Below are 16,230 nucleotides of genomic sequence, written 5' to 3'. Positions count from 1 at the left end.
TCCTGGGGCGTCCCGTCCGGAACCGGGGCGCCCCAGGTACCACCCGACCGAGCCGCCGAACCACGGAGCGCCACTGATGCCCGACGAGGACCGCACCCTCAGCCCGTACACCGGCTACACCCGCGCCCACTGGGAGGCGGCGGCCGACTCCCTGCTCGCCGCGGTCGCCCCGTACGCGACCGAGAACGGCTCCCTCTACCACCTCCCCGGTGAGCACACGAGCTGGTCGGGCCGGCTCTCCGACGGCCTGGAGGGCTACGCCCGCACCCTGCTCCTGGCCGCCTTCCGTCGCGACGAGAAGGCCCTGGAGCGGTACGCCGACGGACTCGCCGCCGGTACGGCCGGTATCTGGCCGCGCGTCGAGGACCGCAGCCAGCCCCTCGTCGAGGCCGCGTCGATCGCCCTCGCGCTGCGGCTCACCCGGCCGCTGCTGTGGGACCGCCTGGACGACGGTGTGCGGCAGCGGGCCGCGGCCTGGCTCGGCGACGCGCTCACGGCCGAACCCTGGGCCTGCAACTGGGAGTTGTTCCCGGTGACGGTCGGCGGCTTCCTGGCGGAGATCGGCCACGAGCCCGAGGCGTCGCGGGCCGCGATCGACCGGGGCCTGGAGCGGATCGAGGAGTGGTACGTCGGCGACGGCTGGTACACCGACGGCCCCGGCCGTGCCTTCGACTACTACAACGGCTGGGCGATGCACCTGTACCCGGTGCTGCACGCGTGGCTCGTGGACGACCCCCGGCTCCTCGACCTGTACGGCGGCCGGCTCTCCCGCCATCTCGCCGACTACGCCCGGCTGTTCGGCGGCGACGGCGCCCCGATGCGCCAGGGCCGCTCCCTCACCTACCGCTTCGCGACGACCGCCCCGCTGTGGCTCGGCGCCCTCACCGGCCGTACGCCGCTGTCGCCGGGCGAGACCCGACGCATCGCGTCCGGCGCGCTGCGCCACTTCCTCGACCGGGGCGCGGTCGACGACCGCGGCCTGCTCACCCTCGGCTGGCACGGCCCCGACGAGACGGTCCTCCAGGGCTATTCGGGCCCGGCCTCCCCGTACTGGGCGAGCAAGGCCTTCGTCGGCCTGCTCCTCCCACCGGACCACGAGGTGTGGACGGCGCGGGAGGATCCGGGCCCGACCGACCGCGCCGACGCCGTCACCCCCGTCGGACCGCCCAACTGGCTCCTCCAGACCACGACTTCGGACGGCCTGGTCCGACTCCACAACCACGGCAGCGAGGACGTCCGCTACGACCCCTACTACACGCGGCTCGCGTACTCGACCGCGACCGCGCCCTCGGCGTCGTACGACAACAGCGTGATCGTCGGTGACGATCCGAGCCGGACGGACATCGAACCACTGGGCGCGGGCGACGGCTGGGTGGCGTCGCGGCACACGGCGGGTGGGGGAGCGCGGGTGGTGAACCTGGTCGTCGCGCGGGGAGCGGTGGAGGTGCGGGCCCACCTGGTGGCGGGAGCGGACCCGGGAACGCCGGTACGCGTCACGGGATGGCCCGAGGACGACGGCGTGCACGCCGAACTCCTCCCCGTGCACAACCTGTTGGACTCCGCCGGTGTCACGGGACCCGGCGCCACCCTCTTCGTCGCCCTCGCGCGGCTCACCGGCGAGCCGGACCCCCTGCCCCTCACGGAATCGGTGTCCGTGGACGTGGAGGGGGAGGAGCAGGGGGAGTACGACGTCCGCGTGAGCTGGCCCTCGGGTCCCTCGACGTGCTTCCGGTTCAGGGCTTCAGACGGGCGACCTTCAGCGTCGTCGTGGTCGGTGAAGCCCCGGTGAGGGCGCTCGCGTAGGACGGGGTGACGGGGGCGTACGCCCACGTCAAGGTGCCGTCCTTCAGCGTCGCTATGTCACCGGAGATCCGGGCCTGGACGACCTTGTCCGCCGTCTTGAAGGCGCCGTTCCAGTCGATCAGGCGCAGATGGGTGCCGGTGAAGGTGCCCGTGCAGGTGCCGGCCGAGCACTTGGCGTTCTTCAGGGACTCCCAGGAGACGAGGAGCCGGTCCTTGCCGTACGCGGCGATGTGGACGTTGACGTTCTCGGTGCCGGCGGCGCTGGTGAGGTGGACCGGCTTGCCCGCCGGGGTGTTGCGGTTCTTGAGGAAGGCGACGGCCACCTGGTGGGTCGACGTCTTCGGCTTCACCGTCCAGCCGCGCCCGCTCGCGTCGGCCGGGTTCTTGGCGGCGGAGGCGGCGCCCCGGGAGGCGAAGGCGGTGGCGTACCGGCCCGTCGAGGACTTCACCAGGTCGCCGGTGCGGCCCGCGAACGTGCCGCCGCAGTAGCCCGCCCAGCACTGCTCGCGCTGCACGGCGGGAGCATTGTCCGGGGCGCCGATGCCCGTCGAGACGAACAGGCCCGAGCGCCAGTCGTCGAAGCACAGGGAGGTGAACGCGCCGGTCGTCTCGGCGTGCAGCGCGATGCCCTCGTTGTGGCTGCACCCCCAGCTCCAGCCGCCCGTCAGCTTCGCGCCCGTGGCGCTCACGTAGCTCAGCTTGTCGCCGAAGTGGCCGTCCGCGAAGCCGCCCGCGCCGTGCACGACGAAGTACGTGCCGTACTTGGTGCCGTTCCAGGTGAGCTGGCCGTCCAGCAGCGGGGCCGTGTCGTGCGAGGCGGTCCCCGTGAGCTTCGTACGGAAGGCCTGGGTGCCGTTCTTGTAGCGGATGAGGGCCGCCGCCGTCTCCTTCCACTTGTTGGTGTCGGAGACGCGGGTCAGCAGAGCGAAGCCGTCGTTGTGCGCGACCAGGCCGCCGACCTCCTTGGCGCCCTTGACGACCGTGTCGGCGCCGGAGCGCTTCCCGGCCGCCGTCAGCGGGGTGACGTGGACGCCGTCGGACGCGGGCCAGGCCACGCGGAGGGTGCCGTTCGGGGCGACGGCGGTCGCGGTGCGCGTCCACTCGCGGGTGTTGTTGTACCCCGCGGACAGGTACGGGAACTTGGCGGCCAGGTTCACCGTGGTGTTCGTGACGGCCGCCAGCCGCGGGGCGGCGGCCGGCGTGGTCGTCGTCGGCGTGGCGGTCGCGTACCAGGCACCGGCCAGGACACCGACGGCGCCGAGTCCGGCCGCCAGCGGCTTACGGGCCACGTGGCGGCGGCGGTGCGATGTGGTGGGTCTTGCGTTGGTCATGCCGGGTGGTCGCCGCCGCGCGGCGAAAGGTTGCCGCGTTTCTCGGCGCGCGGTGGACGGATACGGTTCGGCGGGCGCCGAAGGATCGCGCGTCTAGCGTTCGCGGTATGGACAACTCCTCACCCCGGAAACCGGCCGAAGGCGTCGTCGCCATGGTGGACCACGTCCTCGAACTGGCGGCGACCTGGACCGCCTGGGACGGCAGGCCCACCCATGTCGACGACCGTGTCTACACCCCGCACAAGGCGATCCGCCGTGTCGCCGACCATCTCCTCGACCACTTGGCCGAGCTGGAGGCCCGGCTCGTGGGCGAGGAGCCACTGCCCGACCGCTGGCATGCGTCGGCGAGTACGACGGAGGCGGACCTCGCGCCCTTCACCCTCGAGGACCTGGACGAGGCGCGCAGTCGCCTCACCCGCCTCGCCCGTATCTGGGCGAACCGGCTCGACACGCTGACCGAGGACCAGCTCGACGACTCCCCGGGAAAGGGGTGGAGCTTCCGTCAACTGGCCGAACATCTCAAGGGATCGACGTACTACGCCGATGCTGTCGGCAAGCTGACGTGATCGCCCGCCGCTCCCGCACCGGAAGGCCGACATGACTCCCTTCGCCGCGCTCCACCACGCCGACGCGCCCCTCCTCCTGCCCAACGCCTGGGACCACGCCTCGGCCGCGCTGCTCGCCGCTCAGGGCTTCGCGGCGATCGGTACGACGAGCCTCGGTGTCGCCGCGGCGGCCGGACTGCCGGACGGGGTCGCGGCGACCCGGGACCTGACCGTGCGGCTCGCGCGGCAGCTCGGGGGCGCCCCGTACCTGCTGTCCGTCGATGCCGAGGACGGATACAGCCAAGACCCGGCCGAAGTGGCCGAGTTGGCGCGCGAACTGGCCGCCGCCGGGGCGGTGGGCATCAATCTGGAGGACGGCCTCGGCCCCGCCGACCTGCACGCGGCGAAGATCGCCGCGGTCAAGGCGGCCGTACCGGACCTCTTCGTCAACGCCCGTACCGACACCCACTGGCTCGGCGACGGCGCGGACGAGCGGGAGACCGTCCGTCGTCTCGACGCCTACCAACAGGCGGGTGCCGACGGCGTGTTCGTCCCCGGCCTGACCGACCCGGCCCGCGTCACCGCCCTGCTCAAGACCCTCGACGTACCGCTGAACATCCTCTACTCACCCGCGGGCCCGCCCGTCTCCCACCTCGCCGACCTCGGCGTGCGCAGGATCAGCCTGGGCTCGTACCTCTACCGGCGGGCCCTGGGCGCGGCGCTGGACGCGATGGCGGACATCCGGTCCGGCCGCCCGCCGCGGGGCGCCGCGCCGACGTACGACGAGGTGCAGGCGTTCAGCACGCAGGACCGGACCTCCTGAGAGATCAACTCATTTGGCGAGTCTGCGGTAGCAGATGAGGGTGCAGGCGATGCTGGTGAAGGCCAGGAAGCAAATGGCCTTGCGTACGTAGCGGCGGTGGAGGCGGCGGCATCCGGCGAGCCAGGCCTTGGTGCGCTCGATGGTCCAGCAGTGGCGTCCCAGCCGCTCGGAGGACTCGATGCCTTTGTGGGCGATGCGGTGTCGGATACCGCGGCTGCGTCACCACACCAGCGCCGGCGAACCCTCCGTGCGTCCTCGCGTCGGACCACCCACCACAGCCCACCGCGGTGATCAGCAGCAGCGTTGGCGACTGCGTCGCCGTGCGCCCTGATACTCGATCGCATCTGGGCGCTCCAGGCGAGGCGCGCTCAGGCGGGGTGTGTGCGGCGGGATTTGGCCCGCAGAAGTAGTGCGGCGCCGGCTGCGGCGGCGAGGAGTACGCCGCCCGCGGCCCAGGCCACCGTGCTGGTGCGGGATGTCCCGGCTGAGTGCTTTGCGGCTTGCTGAGCAGCGCAGGCTTTTCCGGGTGCGGCGGAGGCGATACGCAGACGGGCCCATGGTTTGTCGGGGCCGGCCTGGTCGGCGTCATGCCGGTAAACGACATAGAGGCCGGGTGCGGAGTCGCATCTGAGGGTGGTGGTGGCGGTCAGGACGGCTCTGGCTCCGCGCAGGACGGAGCGGTCGGTGAATGCGCGGGAGGTGAGGGTGATGTCACCGTCCGATCCCTCGTCATAGTTGTCAGTGATCGTGATCCGGCTGCCGGCCCGGAAGGTCCGCACGTCCCATTCCGACTGGGGCCACGTGCTGTCGGGAGCCCAGCGTTCCTCCAGGCTGGGCGGGGGCAGTTTCTGGACCTTGTTCCGGCAGACGCGGCGTGCCGCCTCGTCGGTGGCTTCGACGCGTACGCGTGCCCAACGGAACGGATGCTCCTGCGGGCCCACGTCTCCGGCGCCGTGCAGCAGGACCGGGTAGGTGCCGGGCCGGGTATCGCAGGCGACGGTCACGGTGGTGGTCAGCAGCGGATCCATCATCCGCAGCTTCCCTGCCCTGATGAACGCGGATGAAGTGATGGTCTCGGCGTAACTGGCCTCGCCGGTCTTGGCATTGACCGTCAGTGTGTCGCCGGGATGCACCGACCGGACGCTTCCGAACGGGAGGGAAGACTCGAGCGGGGAGGCCGAGGCCGACCCGGCTGCCAGAAAGGGCAGCAGGAGAGGGAGTGCCGCCCACGCGGTCTTGCGGAGTCGGTCCATCGCCTCGCCCATCTCTTATTTGACGACTTGTCAGTTGTTACTCGATAGTGCAGTGTCATCGAACATATGTACGACAAAGGGAAGTTTGGGGCGCGCTCACCGTACGGCCCCCTACTAGACGGAAAGGCACCTTGTTGCGTTCCAGACACAGATGGATTCCAGCCCTGGCGCTAGGACTGGGCGTCGGCGTTCTCGGCGCCGGGACAGCATCGGCCGCGACGGGCCATCCGGCATCAGCGCCCTCCGCCCCACCGACGGCCTCCGCATCGCCGGCGGCTCCCAGCACCGGGCATCAGGTCCCGCCGAACTCGCCGGCACCCTCGGCGCCGTCGACGGTCGCGGGGGCCGGTGAGCCGACCGACTCCGCCACGCCCTCGGCGTCCTCGACGCAGTCCGCCGAGCCAACCTCCTCTCCCTCCCCCTCGGAGGGGCCGAGTCTGAGCGAGGAAGAGAAGTACTGGACGGCGGACCGCATGGACAACGCGGTCCCGATCGACTCCCCGCCGGCCCCCGCTTCGGCCGTATCGAAGCACGGCATCACGGCTGGCGCCGCCGTCGCGCACCAGCCGCCGCCATCGGGCACCCCCACCCCGGAGCACTTCCTCGGCCACCCGATGGTGGGCACGTTCTTCTTCGACGGCAAGCCGCTCGGCGGCCCGAAGACGTACTGCACCGGCAGCGTCGTACACACGGCCGCCAAGGACATCGTCCTGACCGCCGGACACTGCGGCCGTGGCCTGGAGAGGGCCACCCACCGCATCTTCGTTCCGCAGTACCGCATAGGCAGGTCCGCCGTCGAGCAGCCGTCCGGCGTCTACCCGGTGTCCCGCCTGTACATAGACCCGCGCTACGAGGCGAACACCAAGAAACCGACCTCCGACTTGGACCTGGCCTTCGCGCAGGTAGACCCCAACACGCGGGGCAAGGTGGAGGACGTCACGGGGGCTTTGACCTTCACCCCGACCAGCAGCTACAACCACAAGGTCACCGTCATCGGCTATCCCGACGACGTCGGTGTCAACCCCGACCACGTACCGGTCCGCTGCCCCGTCAGCACCTCCCAGCTGCCAGGCTTCCGACAGATGCGCATGACCTGCACCGGCTTCTACGGTGGCGTTTCCGGCGGCCCGTGGATCGAGGACTACAACAGCACCAACGGCACCGGCAAGGTCATCGGCAACACCGGCGGATACCACGGCGGTGGCAACGACGCCAACGACGACTGGGTGACCTACTCACCGATCTACGGCAAGGACGCCCAGGACCTGTTCGCCGACGCCGCCGCGCATCGGAAAGTGGATGACAACAAGCCGCCGTACCAGCCGTCCGGAGACCCCTGGCTGCCCGGCGCGGCGACCACCTGGCAGAACGCCAACCTGATGGCCTCGGGCGACTTCCGCCAGACCGGCCACAGCGACATGATCGTGGTCTGGTCCGACGGCGAGGTCACGCTCTACCCCGGCAACGGACACGGCGGCTACGATCCCGAGCGACAGCTGCTGCCCAAGAACTCCACGTGGAAGAACGCCAAGACCATCACGGCGGGCGACTTCACCGGGTCCAACCAGTTCGACCTGCTGGTCCGCTGGGTCGACGGCGAGGTGACACTGTACGGCGACGTCGGCTCCAAAGGACTGAACTGGGCCGGCACCCAGATGATCGAACCCAACGACCTCTGGAAGAACGCGACTCAGATCGCCGCGGGCCGCTTCGCCGCCTCGAAGTACGTCACCGACCTCGTCGTGCACTGGGTCGACGGTGAGCTGACCCTCTACACGAACGTCAGCGCCGGCACCTTCGGCCAGGAGCACCAGCTGAAGCCGAAGAACGACACCTGGCGGGACGCCACACTCCTGACGGCCGGTGAGTTCTCCGGCAACCAGAAATGGGACCTCATGGTGCGCTGGACCGACGGCGAGCTCGACAACTACGTCGGTACGACGACCTCGGGCCTCGGCGGCGAGCATCGCATCCTGGACCCCAACGGGCTCTGGAAGCGCGACGCGGCCCTGACGACCGGCGACTTCACCGGCAACGGCCGTACCGACGACCTCGTCATCCGCTGGTCCGACGGCGAGACCACCATGTACACCGATACCCTCGCCAACCAGCTGGGAACCGAACGCATGCTCGTCGCCCCGACCTCCTGAGCCCACCCACACCACGCGGTCGGCCGCGGGATGACCTCCGCGCCGACCAAGGCTTCGCTGGATCGCGCAGAGCTCTGAGCACGAGCCGACAGATCCGGACGGCACGGCGACGTCCTTGAGAACGTCGTCACAGTCCTCATGGCCGAGGCGAAAGACACGCCCGGCAACGACGCGTCTGACCGTGACACCGCCGCTGACCGGTCGTGGAACCCGCCGGTGACAGAAGCACGGCGAAGCCCCGGGCCCACCGGCCCGGGGCTTGGTGCTGGCGCCTCAAGGGGAAGAGCTCGTGCAGTTCGCTCAAGCTCCTGCCCTCTCCCCGTGCCACTGCCGCCACGACGACGTCCCCGAGGTCTGATGTCGATCCATGCCGGCTCGGCTGCCAGTCGCTCCAGAGCAGCGGCCAAGCTGCCCGCAGCGACGAAGTCGGGACAGAGATCAGGATCCACCTCAACAGCGTGACGTCTGGACCACGAAAGGCACCGAGTTCTTAAGCCTGCTGCACCTTCTTGACCTGCGCGGAGACCGTCGCCTCCGGCACGTCGGCCCGACTCGTGGGCCCGCGTGGCGGGGCTTAGTGTGGATGTTGTACGAGGAGGCGTTGTCATGCCCCTCACCCGAGTGGCGAAAGAGGCCGCGGGCTGGTGACGGCCAAGGGCGGGGAGGGTGCCGTCACGTTCCTCGCGTTGCGTCGCACGCGATGTCGGGGAGCTGCCGACCGCCCCTGACGAAAGGGAATCCCGTGCGAACCAAGAGCAATCGAATACGTCGTGTCTGCGTTGCCGCGTGTGCGGCCCCTCTGCTGGTGCTCACCGGAGCGGCCGGAGCCGGTGCCGTGGCGGCGACGACGCCGACAGGCGCCGCGCCACTCGCTCGTCCCGGCGTCTCGGAACAGAGTTCCGCGAGCGAGATCCTGTCCCTGGTCAACGATGAGCGCGGCAAGGCGGGTTGCCCGGCCCTGAAGGAGAACGCGAAACTCACCCAGGCCGCCCAGACCCATGCGAACGACATGGCCGCGCACCATCTGACCGGTCACACGGGGTCCGACGGATCCAACGAGGAGACCCGGCTCGAGCGCGTCGGCTACAACTGGCGAAGCTGGGGCGAGAACGTCTCCGGACCCGGCTACAACTCGTCGAAGGCCCATGTCGACGGCTGGCTCGGCAGCGCCGCGCACAAGCGCACCATGCTGAACTGCAGCTTCACGGAGACCGGCGTCGGCACGTCCGGCGATTACGCGGTTCAGCTCTTCGGGATTCCCATGTAGCAGGGGCCTATTCGGTCGCCGCCACGGGCGCGAGCGCCTCGGTCAGCCGGAAGGGGGCACGAGCCGGGAGGACAGACCCTTCAGGGCGTCCAGGCCCAGGGCGTGGCGGCGCGCCGACCGTCCATGACACCGGTCGCGGCGAGAACGAACGCCCCCGCGCGCACGGAGGTCACCCGCTCGGGGGTGACGACGCCGGCACCGGTGGGCGAGACGACTCGGACGTCGTAGTCCGCACCGTAGCGATTGGCGGTCATGAAGACCTCGACCGGGCCGGTGACTACTCCTTCCACGGTGACTCGAGGATCGTACGGACGAAGTCACCGCGCTGTAAGTCCGGGGCGAAGTGCTCCAGAACGTCGGCCTTCGCGTTGCCGAACGTCGTCTCCTGGGTTGGCACCGCGGTCTCCGCCTCGCCATGGCGATCACGACGTCCAATCCGCAGATACCGACACGCGCCTCTGATGCCAGTGCCGGCGGCGCCGGTTGTCGTCCGCGCCCGTTCCCCGATCGACGTACCACGGTGAACCGGCACGCACAGGGCGGTCGACGGGGAGGCCTTCGCTTGGGAGTCGCCACCGCTGTCGCCGTCCCGGCATCCGTCACACATACGTGATTGCGCGGCTTCTCAACGCCTGGGCGGAGACGGCGAGTTGGTCCCGCAGTGTCGCCGGGGGCCGCCCGAGTCGTGGGCCCGCGTGGTGGGGCTTAGTGTGGATGTTGTACGAGGAGGCGTTGTCATGCCCCTCACCCGAGCGGCGAAAGAGGCCGCGGGCTGGTGACGGCCAAGGGCGGGGAGGGTGCCGTCACGTTCCTCGCGTTGCGTCGCACGCGATGTCGGGGAGCTGCCGACCGCCCCTGACGAAAGGGAATCCCGTGCGAACCAAGAGCAATCGAATACGTCGTGTCTGCGTTGCCGCGTGTGCGGCCCCTCTGCTGGTGCTCACCGGAGCGGCCGCCGCAGGCGCCGCGGCGACGGTCACCGTCCCCGCCGCCGTGCCGCGCGCCCTGCAGACCTCGCCCGGCGAGATCCTGCAACTGGTCAACGCCGAACGCGCCAAGGCCGACTGCCCCGCCCTCCACGAGAACGCGCAGCTGACCCACGCCGCCAAGGTCTTCGCGGACGACGCCGACAAGAACAACATCACAACGCACACAGGCTCCGACGGCTCCTCGCCCCAACAGCGCATCAAGGACGCCGGCTACAACGCGGGGCCGTCAGCGGAGAACATGTCCTGGGGAGACTCCAGCGCCAAGCAGGTCGTCGACGGCTGGATGAGCAGCACAAAGGGACACAAGGACAACATCGTCAACTGCTCGTTCACGGACACCGGCGTTGCCGTCAGCGGAAAGTACTCAGTACAGCTCTTCGCGGCGCCTGGTTGATCCCTCCCTCCGCCGGGCGACTCACAGCGCCTCGGTGAGCCGGTTCGCGAAGGCGACCGGGTGCTGGAGGACGCCGAGGTGGCCGCCGGGGAACTCGACGAAGTCACCGCCGCTGAGCTCGGCGAGCAAGGCGGCGGTGCGGAAGGGGAGTTGGCCTCGGGAGTCGCTTCCGGCACCGAGCGTGAGCCGGGAGGACAGACCCTTCAGGGCGTCCAGGTCCAGGGCGTGGGAGGTGAAGGGGCGCAGGACGTGGCCGAGGAAGATGTCCATCGGCGTGTTCTGCGTGCTCTCACCCCCGTTGGCGACAGCGGATGAGGGGCGTGGACCGGGCTCCCAACTCCGGCCCTCCAGACCGGCGCCGAGCCGGGCCGTCGCCGCCTCCACCCCCTCCGTACGGTGGATCTCGTACACCTCCGTGATCATCGCGTGCTGCCGGACCGCGTCCGGCAGCACGCCGATGCTCGGCGGCTCGTGCGCGACCACGCGCCGCAGCCGTTCCGGGTAACGGGCCAGCAGGTCGAGGGCGACGATCCCGCCGGAACTGCTCCCGAAGACGTAGGCGGACTCGCCGTCCGGAAGGAGGGAGTCGAGAAGCTGGTGGGCGCGGTCGCTCCACACCTCGACCCGCTGGTCCCCGACCGGCCCGTCGAGCGGGGCGCGGGACAGGCCGAGCGGGTCGTACGTCACCACGGTGAACCGCTCGGAGAGACGCGCGACGGCGCCCTCCAGCCCCATGGGGTGACCGGCCCCGCCGGGAATGATCAGCAACAGCGGCCCGCTGCCGCTCACGTCGTAGTGCCCCTCACGCATGATCCTCTTCCTTCCGCTCGCTCCGTGGCCAGTGCTCCAGGGCCGTGTGCAGGCCGTCGAGGGCCCGCTCCCACGAGGTCTGCACGTCCCTGGCCGCGTGAAAGCCGCCGATCGCCTCCAAGGCGCAGAAGCCGTGGAAGGTGCTGCGCAACAGCCGTACGGCGTCGGTGAGGTCGGGCTCGGCCAGGCCGTACGCGTGGAGCATGCCGTAGGTGATCTCGGCGGTACGCCGGAACGCGTCGGACGCGGCGCCGACGGCGGGGTCGATCGGCGTGTGCGTGGCCGCGTAGCGGCCGGGGTGTGCGAGCGCGTACGTCCGGTAGGCACCCGCGAAGGCGACTAGGGCGTCCTTGCCGGCCCGCCCCGCGACCGCCGTGGCGATCCCGTCGATCATCTCGCCCGCGGCCAGCAGGGCGACCCGCGTCCGCAGATCCTGCAGGTTCTTGACGTGCGAGTACAGGCTCGCGTCCTTCACCCCGAACCGGCGCGCCAACGCGGACAGGGTGACGTTCTCGAACCCGACCTCGTCGGCGAGATCGGCCGCGGCCTCGACGACACGGTCGGCCGTGAGCCCGGCACGGACCATGGGGACCACCTCTGGAGCACTGGCTTGTCTGGTCTATCCGGCTTGTCTTGCTGATTACCTAGGAGCCCTAGGCGGAGGCCTAATATACACAGGCGTGTGGGGAGTGAGAGGCTGTAGCGGACTGGGGAGGACGTAGTGATGTTTGAGCAACTGCCCGGAGGGCTCGTCACTCCTGCGCTGGTGGTGGACGCCGACGTACTGGACCGGAACATCGCCCGCATGGCCGAGGCCGCCAGGACCGGCAGCTTCGCTCTTCGGCCGCACGCCAAGAGCCACAAGTGCGCGGAGATCGCGGGGCGGCAACTCCGGGCGGGCGCGCGCGGGCTTTCGGTGGCGACCCTGAGCGAGGCGGAGGCGTTCGCGGCGGCGGGCGTGGACGACCTGTTCATCGCGTATCCGCTCTGGCCGGACGAGAGCAGGGCGCGGCGCCTGCGCGGACTGGCCGACGTGGTCGCGCTGCGGGTCGGCGTCGACTCCGTGGAGGCGGCGCGGCGGCTGGGGGACGCGGTGCGCGGGAGCGACCGCGCGGTGGAGGTGCTGGTCGAGGTGGACTGCGGGACGGCGCGGACCGGGGTGCCGGCCGCGGACGCGGGGCGGGTGGCTCGCGCCGCGTCGGACGCCGGGCTGAGCGTGCTCGGCGCGTTCACCTTCCCCGGGCACGGATACGGCCATGACCCCGACGCCCGGGAGCGGGCGGCCCGCGACGAGGAACGGGCCCTGGCCGAGGCGGCGGAGGCCCTGCGTGAACTGGGCCTGGAACCAAGGGTGTTGAGCGGCGGCTCGACCCCGACGGCGGGCCGCTGGCGCCCCGGCCCGGTGGATGAACTCCGTCCCGGCGTCTACGTCTTCAACGACGCCCAGCAACTGGCCATGGGCTGCTGCGGTGTCGACGACCTGGCCCTTGCGGCCGCATCTACGGTCATCAGCGTCCCTGCCCCGGACCGCTTCGTCCTCGACGCGGGCAGCAAGGTCCTCGGCGCGGACCGCTCCGCGTGGGTGACCGGCCACGGCTACCTCCCGCGGTACCCCGAGGCCACGATCACCGCCCTCTGGGAGCACCATGCCGTGGTCCACCTCCCGGAGGGCGTCCCCGCCCCCCGCCTCGGCGCGGTACTCGCCGTCGTCCCCAACCACGTCTGCCAGCCGGTGAACCTCGCGGACGAGCTGGTGATCGCCCGCCAGGGGGTGGAAGTGGATCGGTGGCGGGTGGCGGCACGCGGCGCCAACATCTGATTCCCAAAGAAATTCTGCAAAAATACTTTTGGAAAGTGGGCGGGGCGCTCTAGGCTCCCGTCATGGTCAGCGACGAGCACAAACGCGTACTCGATCCCGAGCGGGACGCCGGGGCCCTGAAGGCCCTCACGCACCCTCTGCGTATCCGGCTGCTCGGGATGTTGCGGCAGGACGGCCCGGCCACCGCGAGTGAACTCGCGGTCAGGACCGGGGAGTCGTCCGCCTCCACCAGCTACCACCTGCGGGTTCTGGCGAAGTACGCGTTCGTCGCCGAGGCCGCGCACCGGGACGGGCGGGAGCGCCGCTGGCAGGCGGTGCACTCCGTGACCTCCTGGAGCAACAAGGCCATGGAGGCCTCGCCGGCCAGCCGCGACTTCCTGAGCCTCTCGCGCAGGCGTCAGATCGAGCACCTGGAGGCTTCGCTCGTACGGTACGAGGAGGACGTCGCCGAGGGGCGGTTGGGCCCGGAGTGGCCGGAGGTGGCCGGGATCACCGACCTGATGCCCCGTCTGACCCCCGAGTCGCTCGCCGAACTCTCGGAGGCGATCGACCGGAAGCTGGAGGAACTGGCCGCGCGCGACGCGGAGGATCCGCGGGCCGAGCGGGTCGTGTTCGTCGCCGCGGGGCTGCCGGTGGCGCCGCGCGAGCCGGGAACGGCGGAGCCGGTCGCAGAGGGGTCGGGAACAGAGGACGGGGCGGGTTCATGACCGGGTCGCTGGACTTATGTACCGCCCGCCGCCGCTACGTCATGGCCTGCGTTCTCTTCTGGCTGCCCGCAGGGATGTCCACCGCTCCCCTCATCCTGCTCTTCACCGAGCGGGGCATGACCATGGCCGCGATCGCGGGCTTCTTCGCCGCCCACTCCCTCACCGCCGCCGCGCTGGAACTGCCCACCGGAGGACTCTCCGACGTACTCGGCCGCCGCGCCGTCCTCGCCGCCGCAGGCCTGCTGAACCTGACCGCCCTGACCCTCCAGGCCCTGGGCACCACCGCCTGGGTCCTCACTCTCGGCATGGTCCTGATGGGCACGGCCCGCGCCCTGTCCAGCGGCCCCGCCGAGGCCTGGTACGTCGACACGGTCCACGCCCACGCCGGTCCCGACGCCGAACTCCGTACGGGACTCGCCCGCGGCGGCTTCGCGACCTCCGCCGCGCTCGCCACGGGCACGCTCATCGGCGGCGCCCTGCCCTGGCTCCTCGGACTCGGCCCCGACCTCGGGGCGCGTCTCTCCGAGGCGACCTCCGGACTCGTGCTGCCCCTCTCCGTCCCGCTGCTCCTCGGCGCGGCGGTGGAGGTCGTCTTCGTGCTGTACGTCCTGGCCGCCCTGCGCGAGCTGCCCCGCGCGAAGGCCACCCTCCGCGGCGTCCTTCAGGGCATCCCGGCCACCGTCGTGGGCGGACTGCGGCTGGGCGCACGGGACGTCCTCGTCCGGCGCGTGTTCCTCAGCGCCGGGGCCGTGGGCTGCGCCCTGGCCGCGCTCGAACTCCTCACCCCCGGCCGCGCTGCCGCCCTCACCGGCGCCTCGGAGTCCGGCGCCGTCCTCTACGCCGTCATCGCCTGCCTCGGTTTCGTCAGTTCCGGCGTCGGCAGCCACCTCGCTCCGCTCACGGCCCGGCTCTCGGGCAGTGGCGAGCGCGCGGTCATGGTGAGCCTCGGCGCCGGGGCGAGCGGGCTGCTTCTGCTCGGCGCCACGGCGGTGTCCACGGCACCGTTCGCCACGGTCCTCGCCGCCGGGGGTTACGCGCTCGTCTACCTCGGCATCGGCGCGGGGGCGCCCAGCGAGAACGAGCTCCTGCACCGCCGTGTCCCCAGCGCCGGGCGCGCCACCGCGTTGTCCGTCCAGTCCCTGGCCCTGCAACTCGTGGCGGCGCTCAGTGGTCTGGTCGTCGGGGTGCTTCCGTCGGGTCCGCTGCCGTGGCTACTTGGGGGCACGGCGCTGGCGGCGGGCGCCGCGCTGTGGATTCAGCGGGACCGGTCCACGCCCTCGCCTGCGGCGAACTCCACGAACTCGGTCCAGGTGGTGGGGGAGAGAGCGAGTTGAGGGCCGGGGGTGTGCTTGGAGTCGCGGATGTGGATGGTGGTGGGGCAGGTGGCGACTTCGACGCAGTCGCCAGAGCTGTCGCCGCTGTAGCTGCTCTTGAACCAGGTCAGTTCCGTGATGCTCATAGCGCTCCTCGCATCCGCTCCAGCAGGCTCCGGGAATCGTCCGGGGCGAGAGCCTGTGAACGCAGTTTCGCATAGCGCATGTGGAGCACACTGATCGTTTTCTGATTGGCGATGAGCTGGCCGCTTTCCTGTCCCTCGCAGTAGCCGAGCCACTCGTTCTCCGGAGTCTCCAGCAGTTGCATAGGGCCGTTGAGACCGGCGTGGACGTGGCGCGTCAGCGGCATTAACTGCACCTCCACGTTGCGCAGTTCTGTGACTGCCAAGACGTGCTCGATCAGTTCGCGCGTTGCTTCGGAACCGCCGGTTCCCCGCTGGACGACGTACTCCTCGACGATGAAGCCGAACGCCGTGTTGGGCCGCTCCGCGAGCAGTCGCTGGCGGTCCGCGCGAGCGGCGATCTGAGCCTCGATCTGAGTGTCCGTCAGGACGGGTACTCGTTCGTTGAAGAGAGTGCGTGCGTACCCTTCCGTCTGGAGCAGCCCCGGCACCAGCCGGTTCTCGAACGTATAGAGACTGATCGCCTGCTCCTCCAGTTCCGCCCACTCGCGGAACCAGGACGCCAACCCCGGCTGCCGAGTCGCGTACTTCGCCGCCGCCCTCAGTACACCGAACGCATCCAACACCTCCTCCGCCCGCTCCACATACGCCCGTGGCGGCAACCGCCTCCCCTGTTCGATCGACGCCACCGTGGACGGCTGGTACCCCACCAGGGGAGCGAACTCCTCCTGCGTCAGCCCCGCCCGCTTGCGGCAGGCCTTGTGGACCAGGCCGAACGTCTTCAGACCGTCCGACGGTTCGGGCTCGTTCGTGGTGCTGTTGGTCATGCCGGTTATGGTCACGGACGGTGACTCGTACTGTCCACACAGTGAACCCCTACAGA

17 protein-coding genes and 2 pseudogenes are annotated in these 16,230 nt (G+C 70.5%); 9 read left to right on the top strand and 10 right to left on the bottom strand.

All coding sequences use genetic code 11. From position 1 onward, the window contains the following. The first annotated feature begins 76 nt into the window (after positions 1–76). Positions 77–1,789, top strand: a complete 1,713-nt coding sequence (locus SMIR_RS06665) for a DUF2264 domain-containing protein (protein WP_212726748.1) — start codon at positions 77–79, stop codon at positions 1,787–1,789. Here the strand turns inward: SMIR_RS06665 and SMIR_RS06660 are convergent. Beyond that, positions 1,734–3,134, bottom strand: a complete 1,401-nt coding sequence (locus SMIR_RS06660) for a hypothetical protein (protein ID WP_168496866.1) — start codon at positions 3,132–3,134, stop codon at positions 1,734–1,736. The two genes, SMIR_RS06665 and SMIR_RS06660, sit on opposite strands and share 56 nt — an antisense overlap. A gap of 107 nt (positions 3,135–3,241) precedes the next feature. On the opposite strand from SMIR_RS06660, the gene SMIR_RS06655 reads away from it, so the two are divergent. Then, positions 3,242–3,700, top strand: coding sequence for a hypothetical protein (locus tag SMIR_RS06655; protein WP_168496868.1), 459 nt, complete (start codon positions 3,242–3,244; stop codon positions 3,698–3,700). Positions 3,701–3,731: 31 nt separating this feature from the next. Further along, entirely contained in the window at positions 3,732–4,502 is a 771-nt protein-coding gene (locus tag SMIR_RS06650) for an isocitrate lyase/PEP mutase family protein (protein WP_212726747.1), read from the top strand. A gap of 9 nt (positions 4,503–4,511) precedes the next feature. On the opposite strand, the pseudogene SMIR_RS43365 reads toward SMIR_RS06650, so the two are convergent. The 3 genes and pseudogenes from SMIR_RS43365 to SMIR_RS06640 form a co-directional block, all read right to left on the bottom strand. Next, a pseudogene (locus SMIR_RS43365) lies at positions 4,512–4,721 on the bottom strand (IS5/IS1182 family transposase); the annotation flags it as partial. A gap of 149 nt (positions 4,722–4,870) precedes the next feature. Continuing rightward, on the bottom strand, positions 4,871–5,635 hold the full coding sequence (locus tag SMIR_RS06645) for a hypothetical protein (RefSeq protein ID WP_212726746.1): 765 nt from the start codon (positions 5,633–5,635) through the stop codon (positions 4,871–4,873). 412 nt (positions 5,636–6,047) lie between these two features. Further along, positions 6,048–6,230 (bottom strand): hypothetical protein, encoded by a 183-nt coding sequence (locus SMIR_RS06640; RefSeq protein WP_168496874.1) that lies wholly within the window; start codon positions 6,228–6,230, stop codon positions 6,048–6,050. Between SMIR_RS06640 and SMIR_RS06635 the strand changes: the two genes are divergently transcribed. Further along, entirely contained in the window at positions 6,229–7,905 is a 1,677-nt protein-coding gene (locus tag SMIR_RS06635; protein ID WP_248003184.1) for a trypsin-like serine peptidase, read from the top strand. The two genes, SMIR_RS06640 and SMIR_RS06635, sit on opposite strands and share 2 nt — an antisense overlap. Positions 7,906–8,647: 742 nt before the next feature. Beyond that, a complete protein-coding gene (locus tag SMIR_RS06630; RefSeq protein ID WP_212726745.1) occupies positions 8,648–9,172 on the top strand; it encodes a CAP domain-containing protein in 525 nt (174 codons plus the stop codon). An 80-nt stretch (positions 9,173–9,252) separates the two neighbouring features. Here the strand turns inward: SMIR_RS06630 and SMIR_RS06625 are convergent, their stop codons facing one another. Next, the gene (locus SMIR_RS06625) at positions 9,253–9,462 is read right to left on the bottom strand and encodes a helix-turn-helix domain-containing protein (protein ID WP_211118842.1); all 210 of its coding nucleotides are present in this window, start codon (positions 9,460–9,462) and stop codon (positions 9,253–9,255) included. Next, positions 9,450–9,566 (bottom strand): annotated as a pseudogene (locus SMIR_RS06620) (HD domain-containing protein); the annotation flags it as partial. The pseudogene SMIR_RS06620 and the gene SMIR_RS06625, both read right to left, overlap by 13 nt. Before the next feature lie 479 nt (positions 9,567–10,045). On the opposite strand from SMIR_RS06620, the gene SMIR_RS06615 reads away from it, so the two are divergent. Further along, the gene (locus tag SMIR_RS06615) at positions 10,046–10,555 is read left to right on the top strand and encodes a CAP domain-containing protein (protein ID WP_212726744.1); all 510 of its coding nucleotides are present in this window, start codon (positions 10,046–10,048) and stop codon (positions 10,553–10,555) included. A 21-nt stretch (positions 10,556–10,576) separates the two neighbouring features. Here SMIR_RS06615 and SMIR_RS06610 read toward each other — a convergent pair whose 3' ends face one another. Further along, positions 10,577–11,365, bottom strand: coding sequence for an alpha/beta fold hydrolase (locus SMIR_RS06610; protein WP_212726743.1), 789 nt, complete (start codon positions 11,363–11,365; stop codon positions 10,577–10,579). Further along, complete coding sequence (locus tag SMIR_RS06605) at positions 11,358–11,951, bottom strand: TetR/AcrR family transcriptional regulator (RefSeq protein ID WP_168496880.1); 594 nt, start codon at positions 11,949–11,951, stop codon at positions 11,358–11,360. Before SMIR_RS06605 ends, SMIR_RS06610 begins: the two co-directional genes overlap by 8 nt. A 138-nt stretch (positions 11,952–12,089) precedes the next feature. On the opposite strand from SMIR_RS06605, the gene SMIR_RS06600 reads away from it, so the two are divergent. The 3 genes from SMIR_RS06600 to SMIR_RS06590 all read left to right on the top strand — a co-directional run bounded on the left by SMIR_RS06600 (position 12,090) and on the right by SMIR_RS06590 (position 15,225). Beyond that, entirely contained in the window at positions 12,090–13,184 is a 1,095-nt protein-coding gene (locus SMIR_RS06600) for an alanine racemase (RefSeq protein WP_212726742.1), read from the top strand. Positions 13,185–13,246: 62 nt separating this feature from the next. Then, positions 13,247–13,891, top strand: a complete 645-nt coding sequence (locus tag SMIR_RS06595; RefSeq protein WP_168496882.1) for an ArsR/SmtB family transcription factor — start codon at positions 13,247–13,249, stop codon at positions 13,889–13,891. After that, positions 13,888–15,225, top strand: a complete 1,338-nt coding sequence (locus SMIR_RS06590) for an MFS transporter (protein WP_212726741.1) — start codon at positions 13,888–13,890, stop codon at positions 15,223–15,225. The genes SMIR_RS06595 and SMIR_RS06590 overlap by 4 nt, the downstream gene beginning before the upstream one ends. Here the strand turns inward: SMIR_RS06590 and SMIR_RS06585 are convergent. Continuing rightward, positions 15,147–15,350, bottom strand: a complete 204-nt coding sequence (locus tag SMIR_RS06585; protein WP_212726740.1) for a DUF397 domain-containing protein — start codon at positions 15,348–15,350, stop codon at positions 15,147–15,149. The two genes, SMIR_RS06590 and SMIR_RS06585, sit on opposite strands and share 79 nt — an antisense overlap. Continuing rightward, the gene (locus SMIR_RS06580) at positions 15,347–16,174 is read right to left on the bottom strand and encodes a helix-turn-helix domain-containing protein (protein WP_212726739.1); all 828 of its coding nucleotides are present in this window, start codon (positions 16,172–16,174) and stop codon (positions 15,347–15,349) included. The genes SMIR_RS06585 and SMIR_RS06580 overlap by 4 nt, the downstream gene beginning before the upstream one ends. Positions 16,175–16,230: the final 56 nt, after the last annotated feature.

This window comes from Streptomyces mirabilis, assembly GCF_018310535.1.
Classification (GTDB): Bacteria; Actinomycetota; Actinomycetes; order Streptomycetales; family Streptomycetaceae; genus Streptomyces.
The sequence above is the reverse complement of the archived record's forward strand: the minus strand, read 5'-3'. Positions and strand labels throughout refer to the sequence as shown.